At 60.6% G+C, this 9,005-nt stretch carries 5 protein-coding genes and 1 pseudogene; 5 read left to right on the plus strand and 1 reads right to left on the minus strand.

Features of this window, described 5'->3' with window-relative positions:
• A partial coding sequence (accC, locus tag ACIGDJ_RS27690; protein ID WP_397504693.1) for an acetyl-CoA carboxylase biotin carboxylase subunit occupies positions 1 to 1,325 on the plus strand: 1,325 nt, incomplete at its 5' end.
• Positions 1,326 to 1,389: 64 nt separating this feature from the next.
• Here the strand turns inward: accC and ACIGDJ_RS27695 are convergent.
• Positions 1,390 to 5,349 carry a type III effector 1 gene (locus ACIGDJ_RS27695; protein ID WP_397479397.1) on the minus strand — a complete coding sequence of 1,320 codons (3,960 nt, stop codon included), beginning with the start codon at positions 5,347 to 5,349 and terminating at the stop codon, positions 1,390 to 1,392.
• A 194-nt stretch (positions 5,350 to 5,543) separates the two neighbouring features.
• Between ACIGDJ_RS27695 and prmA the strand changes: the two genes are divergently transcribed.
• From prmA to ACIGDJ_RS27715, 4 genes and pseudogenes are all read left to right on the plus strand, one after another.
• Positions 5,544 to 6,422 carry a 50S ribosomal protein L11 methyltransferase gene (prmA, locus tag ACIGDJ_RS27700; protein WP_397479396.1) on the plus strand — a complete coding sequence of 293 codons (879 nt, stop codon included), beginning with the start codon at positions 5,544 to 5,546 and terminating at the stop codon, positions 6,420 to 6,422.
• Between the two features lie 30 nt (positions 6,423 to 6,452).
• Entirely contained in the window at positions 6,453 to 7,712 is a 1,260-nt protein-coding gene (locus ACIGDJ_RS27705; RefSeq protein ID WP_101158316.1) for a DUF3426 domain-containing protein, read from the plus strand.
• Positions 7,713 to 7,896: 184 nt separating this feature from the next.
• Entirely contained in the window at positions 7,897 to 8,907 is a 1,011-nt protein-coding gene (gene dusB, locus ACIGDJ_RS27710; RefSeq protein WP_397479395.1) for a tRNA dihydrouridine synthase DusB, read from the plus strand.
• Positions 8,904 to 9,005 (plus strand): annotated as a pseudogene (locus tag ACIGDJ_RS27715) (DNA-binding transcriptional regulator Fis); the annotation flags it as partial. The gene dusB and the pseudogene ACIGDJ_RS27715, both read left to right, overlap by 4 nt.

Consider the following 9,005-nt stretch of genomic DNA (forward strand, 5'->3'; position numbering starts at 1 on the left):
CTAACCGCGGTGAGATCGCCCTGCGGATTCTGCGTGCCTGCAAAGAGATGGGCATCAAGACCGTCGCCGTTTACTCCAAGGCCGACAAAGAGCTGATGCACCTGGGTCTGGCAGACGAATCCGTCTGCATTGGCCCGGCGTCCGCCTCTCAGTCTTACCTGCACATCCCGGCCATCATCGCTGCCGCTGAAGTGACCGGCGCTACCGCCATTCACCCAGGCTACGGTTTCCTCGCGGAAAACGCAGATTTTGCCGAGCAGGTCGAGAACTCCGGCTTCGCCTTCATCGGCCCGAAAGCCGACACCATTCGCCTGATGGGCGACAAGGTATCGGCCAAGCACGCGATGATCGAAGCAGGCGTACCGACCGTTCCAGGTTCCGACGGCCCACTGCCGGAAGACGAAGAAACGGCGCTGCGCATCGGTCGCGAAGTCGGCTACCCGGTGATCATCAAGGCCGCCGGTGGCGGTGGTGGTCGCGGCATGCGTGTGGTGCACAAGGAAGAAGACCTGATCGCCTCGGCGAAACTGACCCGCTCCGAAGCAGGCGCGGCGTTCGGCAACCCGATGGTGTATCTGGAAAAATTCCTCACCAACCCGCGCCACGTCGAAGTGCAGGTACTGTCCGACGGCCAGGGCCAGGCGATCCACTTGGGCGACCGCGACTGCTCGCTGCAGCGTCGGCACCAGAAGGTTCTCGAAGAAGCACCGGCACCGGGCATCGACGAGAAGGCGCGCCAGGAAGTATTGGCTCGCTGCGTCAAGGCCTGCATCGACATCGGCTACCGTGGCGCCGGTACTTTCGAGTTCCTCTACGAGAACGGCCGTTTCTACTTCATCGAAATGAACACCCGTGTTCAGGTGGAGCACCCGGTTTCGGAGATGGTCACCGGTATCGACATCGTCAAGGAGATGCTCAGCATCGCCGCTGGCAACAAGCTGTCGTTCACTCAGGATGACGTAGTTATCCGCGGTCACTCGCTGGAATGCCGGATCAACGCTGAAGATCCGAAGACCTTCATGCCGAGCCCGGGCACCGTCAAGCATTTCCACGCCCCAGGCGGCAACGGCGTTCGCGTCGATTCGCACCTGTACAGCGGTTATGCCGTGCCACCGAACTACGACTCGCTGATCGGCAAGCTGATCACCTACGGCGCAACCCGCGACGAAGCCATGGCCCGCATGCGCAATGCCCTGGACGAAATCGTGGTCGACGGGATCAAGACCAACATCCCGCTGCACCGTGATCTGGTTCGTGACGAAGGCTTCTGCAAAGGGGGCGTGAACATTCACTACCTCGAGCACAAGCTGGCCAAACAGTCGTAAGACTGAAGCGGCGCAAAAAACCCGATCCTCGCGATCGGGTTTTTTTATGCCCGGAACAAACCCGTCAATTCAGTGCCACCAACGATAAAGCCTGCCCTTGAATCAATTCAGGGGTGGCCAGGCGCCCGGCCTGATCGACTACAGCGCCAGAGGCATCTTGCTGCAGCGGCTTTTGACGAAACCGGTCCATGAATACCTTCGCGCGTTTCGATACCGGATCGGTGGCATACCCCGCTCGCTGCAAAACCGGCGTATACAAACGCTCAACCTGACTGGCGGAGGTCTTGAACACGGTCGAAACACCGCTGTTCAGATTCAATGAAACAGCATAGTTGTTACCCAGACAGGAAGAGTAAGACCAGTAATCCCAGGTCGGCCGCAACCCCTGCTGGCGCAACACGTCCCTCACTGATCCGCCGATATCTGCTCCCGTCAGCCAGTCACCACCGACCAGAGTGGCACGAATATCCTTGGCCGAGCCCCCCAGGCGTGTCATCACGTCCTTGACGCTCCGTTCAATCAAGGCGCGAATGTTGTGATCGAAGTGAATAACCGCACCGACCTTCGTCGCCGGGTTGTACATCGAGGCGATGACACAGGTCTGCGCGTTCAATGAGAACAGATAATTGTCCCTCGACCCGGCGACGAACTTCGCGATGACGGCCTCCCCTTGCATTGCGCCCCGATTGAGTGCTGGCTCGACACGGCCGGGAAACGCGCTACGCAGATTGTCCACATGGCCAAGGTTGCGCACCTGATCGTTGCCGCCGCGCAGGCCGACCCGGTCATGCGTCCACCTACCGCTCTCGGTCAGACGTACGGGGCGCTGATAAATAGCTGCAGGACGCCGCGCATCGATAAGGCTGAGTCCGCCGAAATGTGGGTTTTCCCTGACATGGAAATACTTGCCTCTGCTACGGATGTAGTAGGTCGGTTGAGGCTGCGCAGCACTGGGCGGACTGCGCCATGTGCCGAAAAAGACGCCTTCTTCAGTGACCCGTTGCAAATTATCCGGCGTGTGGCTGACGGCCTGCCGGGCATGAAAACGCACCTCGCGAACGGCCGGTAGCGCTTCCTTGCGAACCGCAGCCACGGTATTCAAGCGCTCGGTGAGCAATGAGACCGGCCGCGTTGTGTACTTCAGATTTCTGACCGTACGCCCGAGCCACTTGACCGTACTACCCGCGCCAACCGTGGCAAACAGCGCGCCCCACGAAGCCTCAAGCCAGTGGCCGAGCGCGCCCTCGACATCGCCTTCCAGATGCGCCGCGACGGCTTGCCCGGCACTGACGGCAATGAACACGACGTCCAGCAGCAGGGCAAAGGGTGGAAACACCATGCAAAACGGCGCGGCTGCGAACATCAGGCCTTTGACCACTTGCCGCTCGATCATCTCTGCGCGACTGGTGGTGATGTCCTCCACGTCCGTGACGGTGCGCTCGATGTAAGCGTTGAACTCGCTGCGGGCATCGCTGACTCGCTGCGCTTCGTACAGCGAATCGACCCGTTGTTTTTTTGCCGCGATCGCATATAGCGCACGCGACACCGTGTTGCGCGCAATAACCGGCGTGCGCGCCAGCAAATAATCATGCAACGCGCCGGCAATGTCGCCATACAGGGAATGATAGGGGCGCAGTATCAGATCATCGGGAGCATCTGGCGTGTACAGCCACCAGGACGGTTCGGGATCGAAACAGGTGAAAACGTAGACCCCGAGCACAACGTGGTTGCGCACGGTAAATTGGAAAACGCCATCACGGCTGACCACGCTGGCGCCCGGCAAATGCGTACCAGGCACTGGCGGCTGACTCAACAGCGAGACCTGACGGACCAGCGCCGAATACACCGCGTCGCTCAACCGCGCCTGACTTCTGGCCACCCGCAAATCACGATCCATTTTCGACAACAGCACGTTGCGGTAGGCGAACCGACGCGACTCGTAGATTTCATCGCGCGAGTCCAGATATTTGCCACGGATCTCTTTCGCATACTTTTCACCCAGCCAGGCCCCGCGCATGTATCGCGCCAGATCCGCACTGCGGACCCGACTCAAATCCTGGCCGACTGAGGAGCGCACACCTCTTTTAGGATGCTCGATGCCAGCGTTGCCATCGTAGCCATAGATCGCCAGGTCGAGCAGACTGGCTGTCTGCTGATTCCTGCGATCGGCAACGCCGGGGCTGTAATCGATCAACACGGTTGCCGGGTCGACCGGCTCGAAGACATTCTTGCTGCGCAGGTACGGCGCAATCGCTGCGGCAACCGTGCGCCTGGCGAAGTCGGCAAACACTTCAAAACCGCCGAGCAACTCGTTGAAGACCTGCTGATGGACAGCCAGCTCCTGATTCAGGCCGCTGAGGCGTTGGCGCGCTTGCGGGGTCTGCGTTGAGTACCAGCGCAGTGAGTTGTCCTCTTGGATTTGCTGCAGGTTTTTTGCCAGGCCCATTTTAACGGCCGCTTCGACGCATTCAGCGAACAACATGGACGCACGCCGGATATCACTGCTCATGCCCCAAAGCCCAGGGTCAGCAGCCACCGCAACAAGATACTCACGAGCTTGACGATAGGCCGCCGGGGAAAGCTGCTGCAAAAGATATTCGCGACCGGACTCGCTCTGCGTCCAGCCCCAGACCTCTCCGGCCAATGCTGCCAGTGAAGGCAGGCGCACCCACTCCTGGCCGTCTGGCTTGTTTGGCGCGTACAGCAGCAGATCGCTCACCACTGGCGCATTCCCTTCCCGGTAAAACACCAAAAAGTCGGCACACTGCATGCCGTTGGGTAGCGCCAGTGCGGCGACTCGCAAGGAGCGCTCCAGGGCCTCCCCCGCCCACATCGATTCGAGACGATCATGGTCGTCCACCATCAGATGCCCTGCGCAGCGCGCAATAAAGGCACTTTGCTTGAGCCGCGCGACAAACCAGTCGAAAGAGGCTTTCTGTACGTCATCGCGCTCGTATTGTCTGGCGAGGTCTCGCAGGTAATCCGCCGGATAGTCCTGCTCTGCCAGCATATTGGCAACGAACGTCGGCTGCAGTGGCTGGTTGCGTTTCGCAGGGCCACTGGTCACATCCAGCACCGTAGCAAAATCCTGCCCGATCGGCCCCGCCGCGAGCGATTCGCTCAGGCTACGGCTCTGCGTCGACTCGCCAACAGCCGAGCGCCATTTCAAGCGCACATCGATCCGGTCCGGTTCTACCTCCATGTCGAGCTTGAGCTGGATGTAGTCAATGGCCTGTTGCCGGGCATACGCACGCAGCGATCCGTAGCCTTCCAGCAGATCATCGAGCGCCGCCTGCGCCAGTGATGTTTGTTGCTGATACCCGCGCAGCCTGGCACGGTCCGGCTCGCTCAGCACCCTGAGCCAATGCGGCAATTGCGCGTAGGACTGCGCTTCGAGCCTTTTTTTTTCCGCGCCTGTTGCCAGCGCGGTCAACCGATAGCGTCGAGCGCCGCGTTTCTGAAGCTTTTCGATCTGCCTGCGCAATCGATCCGGCGTCAGTCCCGCGAGACGGTCAGGGTGGAACAGCGCGTCGATGTCGCTGATGTAGCGCTGCAATTTGCGCAAGACCAACTGATCGAACGCGACCTCTTCCCCTTTGGTTTCCCAATGTTTTCGCAGGTAGTTTTTGTATTGATCAACGAAGTGCCCGGAAACGCTATCCACGGTCCGGATAACCGCTTCACGGTGGCTGGCAGGCAGTCCGCGATCGGCACCACCCGGCCAGCGATACGGAGCGTCACGGATCACCAGGTACATCAACGGCTTGCCGTCGATGATTTTTTGCACAATCGCATCAAGCAGAGCCTGCACAAATCCCGGGTCGATATTGCCGTGCGGGCAATGATCGCGCAGCTCGGTCAAGGCGAAATCTTCCATGGCCTCCAGCAAGGTCAGCTGACTGCTCAGACGCTTGTCGATCAGCACCTGCCAACGTGTGATCCGCAGCAGAATCTCCTGGGCCGTTCCTGTGGACGCAGCAGCTTCCAGTGGTTTTTCTTCTACAATCCCTTGTTCACCCACCATATCGCCCAGCCCGTTAATGCGTATAAATGAGCTTTCACTCTAGGGGTCGTCAACCGCACCCAGGCGATACATATGTATATCGCGCCAGCGAATGTGTAACAGCAAAGCGTCGTGTCCACTTTGCCCGCGACCTGGCGTAAACTGCGCGCTTTTGCAGCTTCGGGCTGCCCCACAGATTTACAAAGGTGCCCGCCATGCCTTGGCTGCAAGTCCGTCTCGCCATCACCCCCGAACAAGCCGAAACCTACGAGAACGCATTCCTCGAAGTCGGCGCCGTGTCGGTGACTTTCATGGACGCCGAAGACCAGCCGATCTTCGAACCGGAACTCAACACCACGCCCCTGTGGTCGCACACCCACTTGCTGGCCTTGTTTGAGGGCGGTACGCAACCGGAACCGGTCCTGGCCCATCTGGAATTGCTGACCGGCAGTCCGTTGCCGGAACACCACAGCGAAGTCATCGAAGACCAGGATTGGGAACGCAGCTGGATGGACGGTTTCGAACCGATGCGTTTCGGCCAGCGCCTGTGGATCGTGCCGAGCTGGCACGCCGCTCCCGAGCCTGACGCGGTGAACCTGCTGTTGGATCCGGGTCTGGCATTCGGTACCGGCACCCACCCGACCACCGCACTGTGCCTGGAGTGGCTCGACGGACAGGATCTGAAGGACTGTCACGTGCTCGATTTCGGCTGCGGCTCGGGGATTCTGGCCATTGCCGCCCTGCTGCTCGGCGCTAAAGAAGCCGTGGGCACCGACATCGACGTGCAGGCGCTGGAAGCCTCGCGCGACAATGCCGGGCGCAACAGCATTGCCGACGAGTTGTTCCCACTGTATCTGCCCGAGGATCTGCCGCAGGTTCAGGCCGACGTGCTGGTTGCCAATATTCTCGCCGGCCCGCTGGTGTCGCTGGCGCCGCAATTGTCCAGCCTGGTCAAGTCCGGTGGACGTCTGGCGCTGTCGGGCATCCTCGCCGAGCAGGGCGAAGAAGTCGCCGCCGCTTATGCGCAGGACTTCGACCTCGACCCGATTGCCAATCGCGATGGCTGGGTGCGCATCACCGGGCGTCGGCGCTAAAATGACCGCTTGCCTGAACCGGATCGCCGCATGACTGACAGTTTCGTCACCCAGTGCCCGCATTGCCAGACCAGTTTCCGCGTCAACCATGCGCAATTGAGCGTGGCGCGCGGGGTGGTTCGTTGCGGCTCCTGCCTGCAAGTGTTCAATGCGGCCAAACAGCTGCTCGAGCAACATGCCGGCAAGGACGCGGTGACTCCGCTCGCGGCTGCGCCTGAAGAGCCATTGCCTGTCATCAGCCATGCGCCAGCCCTTGATGCAACGCCCGGCCCGCGTGCCATCAGCCAAAAGCAGTGGAATGCGTCGGAGCTGGATCTGGACAGCCTCGATCTGGACGAAGAACTCGCCCGCCTCGAACAACGGGAAATCCAGCCGGTCGCCGACTTCGGGCGGGCTCGCGAAGAATCCTTGAGCGCTCGGCGCGACAGCGCCGAAGCCGACGAAGCGACATGGCCCGACAGCCTGTTCAGCGAGCCTGCCGATGAACGCAGCGCCGCGCCGGATGCCGAGCCGGATATCGAGGGCGTCGAAACCCTCGAACCCGAGCGCACCGAACCTTCGTTGTCGCTGGAACCGGTGGATCTGGACGACGAGCCGCCGATCCCGCAACTGCGTCTGCACGATCCGATCGACCCCACCGCCCGCCGTGAACGGCTGTCGGCCAGCGACGTTGGCGATGACGACGATCTGCCGTTGATCACCTCGCCACGCAAGAAACGCGAGCGGGCCGAGCCCGGCGTGCGCGCCGAGGTCCTGCAGGATCTGACCGACGACCCGCTGCAACTGGACTGGCAGCAACGGCGCTCGCCGTGGGGTCGGCGCCTGCTCTGGCTGCTGCTGGTGGTGTTGGCCGCCGCCGGCCTTGCCGCTCAGTACGTCGCCTATCACTTCGAGGAACTGGCGCGACAGGATCAATACCGGCCGTGGTTCCAGCAGATCTGCCCGCAGATTGGCTGCACCGTGCCGTCCAAAGTCGATATCGGCAAAATCAAGAGCAGCAACCTGGTGGTGCGCAGCCATCCTGAATTCAGCGGGGCGCTGGTGGTTGATGCGATCATTTACAACCGAGCGACCTTTTCCCAGCCGTTTCCGTTGCTGGAGCTGCGTTTTGCCGACCTCAACGGTCATCTGATCGCCAGTCGTCGCTTCAAGCCCGGCGAGTACCTGAGCGGCGATCTTGAGGGGCTGGTAGAAATGCCGCCGCAGACCCCGATCCACATCGCCCTGGATATTCTCGATCCGGGGCCGAAAGCGGTGAATTACAGCCTGAACTTCCATTCGCCGGAATGAACCGCTTCAGCGTTTCCTGATTGACGGCATTTTTCTGACTGATCTCGGCCAACCAAACCGTTGGCGATAACAGAATAACTGTTCAGATTTTGTTCAATTCAGCCTTTAACCAGTCATCGAGAGCGGGTATCATGCCCACCCTTTTTCGAACTCTCATGATCCGGCCCCACTTCAGGGAAGTCCTATGTCGGCGGTACGCATCGGCCCATATACATTGCAGAACGGTTTGATTCTCGCCCCGATGGCGGGCGTCACAGACCAGCCCTTTCGTCAGTTGTGCAAGCGTCTGGGCGCAGGGCTTGTAGTCTCTGAAATGGTCACCAGCGACATGAGCCTGTGGAATACCCGCAAGTCGCGCATGCGCATGATCCACCAAGGCGATCCCGAGCCGCGCTCGGTGCAGATCGCCGGTGGCGACGCGCAGATGCTGGCCGATGCGGCACGGGCCAACGTCGAACTGGGCGCACAGATTATCGATATCAACATGGGCTGTCCGGCGAAGAAGGTCTGCAACAAGGCCGCCGGCTCCGCGTTGCTGAAAGACGAAACACTGGTGACCGAGATCCTGCAGGCCGTAGTGGCCGCGGTTGATGTGCCGGTCACCCTGAAGATCCGCACCGGTTGGGATCGCGAGAACAAGAATGGCCTGAACGTGGCGAAGATCGCCGAACAGGCCGGGATTACCGCGCTGGCCGTACATGGCCGCACGCGTGCCGATCTGTACACAGGCGAAGCCGAGTACGACACGATTGCCGCGATCAAGCAGGCCGTGTCGATTCCGGTGTTTGCCAATGGCGATATCGATTCGCCGGAAAAGGCCCGATACGTGCTTGACGCGACCGGTGCCGATGGCCTGCTGATTGGCCGTGCCGCTCAAGGGCGGCCATGGATTTTTCGCGAGATCGAACATTTCCTGCGCACCGGCGAGAAATTGCCTGCGCCGGAACTGAGCGAAGTGGAACGCATCCTGCTGGAGCATCTGGCTGCCCTTCACGCCTTCTATGGCGACGTGATGGGCGTGCGCATTGCCCGCAAGCATGTGGGCTGGTATCTCGCAACCTTGCCGGGCGCCAGGGAGTTTCGCGCCCGTTTCAATCGTTTGGATGGTACGGAAACACAATGCGCCGACGTTCGGGAGTTCTTCGCCGAGCGTTACAAGAGCCTGACAGGGGACGAAAAAGGGGTGGCCGCATGACGATGATGACCGAGACTTTAGTGAGTGGAACAACACCCGTGAGCGACAACGTGAATTTGAAACAGCACCTCAACACGCCGAGCGAAGAAGGCCAGACC

It is taken from the genome of Pseudomonas sp. NPDC079367, from assembly GCF_044542195.1.
Lineage (GTDB): Bacteria > Pseudomonadota > Gammaproteobacteria > Pseudomonadales > Pseudomonadaceae > Aquipseudomonas.

Excerpts from the sequence above, each read along its gene's own strand:
- ACIGDJ_RS27695 (WP_397479397.1), bottom strand. The coding sequence starts at position 5,349 with ATGGTGGGTGAACAAGGGATTGTAGAAGAAAAACCACTGGAAGCTGCT.
- prmA (WP_397479396.1), top strand. The coding sequence starts at position 5,544 with ATGCCTTGGCTGCAAGTCCGTCTCGCCATCACCCCCGAACAAGCCGAA.
- ACIGDJ_RS27705 (WP_101158316.1), top strand. The coding sequence starts at position 6,453 with ATGACTGACAGTTTCGTCACCCAGTGCCCGCATTGCCAGACCAGTTTC.
- dusB (WP_397479395.1), top strand. The coding sequence starts at position 7,897 with ATGTCGGCGGTACGCATCGGCCCATATACATTGCAGAACGGTTTGATT.